This is a genomic window from Streptomyces polyasparticus (assembly GCF_014493765.1).
In the GTDB taxonomy this organism is placed as follows: domain Bacteria; phylum Actinomycetota; class Actinomycetes; order Streptomycetales; family Streptomycetaceae; genus Streptomyces; species Streptomyces polyasparticus.
The window spans coordinates 1-748 of sequence record NZ_JACTVJ010000138.1 but is presented as its reverse complement, the minus strand read 5'-3'; the positions used below and the strand labels follow the sequence as shown (position 1 = coordinate 748).

1 protein-coding gene is annotated in these 748 nt (G+C 65.1%); it reads left to right on the top strand.

Translation table 11 applies throughout. The features are described from left to right. Positions 1–748, top strand: a protein-coding gene (locus tag H9Y04_RS45865) for an IS5 family transposase (RefSeq protein ID WP_187820178.1) whose coding sequence is annotated in 2 segments (ribosomal slippage) — positions 1–313 and positions 313–748 — 749 coding nt annotated over the 2 segments. Because the reading frame shifts where the segments join, the coding sequence is not laid out codon by codon here. This gene is flagged as partial in the annotation.

Sequence of the window (748 nt, the reverse complement as noted above, 5' to 3'; positions counted from 1 at the left end):
CCGGACGGGCTGTGGGAGATCGCGAAGCCGTTGCTCCCGCCATCGAAAGTGCGCCCACAGGGTGGCGGGACACCGGATACGCCTGATGAGACGTTGTTCGCCGCCATCATCTATGTACTGGTCAGTGGATGCGCCTGGCGGCAGCTGCCGCCCTGTTTCGGGATCTCGAAGTCGACTGCTCATCGGCGATTCGTGATCTGGTCCAGAGCTGGCGTCTGGGGTCGCCTGCACCAGGCCGTGCTCCACCGACTCGATGACGCCGGCCTCATCGACGTCACCCGCGTCGTGCTCGACACCGCTCACGTGCGCGTTAAAAAGGGGGCGAGCTCACTGGTCCGAGCCCCGTGGACCGGAGCAAGCCGGGTACCAAAATGCACATCCTGTCGGACGCGAACGGACTGCCCCTGGTCGTCGGGATCTCCGCTGCGAACATCCACGACAGCGAAGGGCTGAAGCCGATGGTGGCGGGACTCCAAACGCAACACGACCCGCATCGCGGCCGCTACTTCAAGCCCCAACGACTCCACGCGGACAAAGCCTACGACGTCCCCCATCTGCGGAGATGGCTCTGGAGCAAACATATCGGCGTCCGGATTGCCCGCAAGGGCATCGAATCCAGCGACCGGTTAGGTCGTCGTAGGTGGGTGATCGAGCGCACCTTGTCCTGGCTGACTGGCTACCGCCGGCTCAGCCCCCGCTACGAACGCCACCCCGCCAACTACCTGGCCATCCTCGGCCTGGCAGCCGC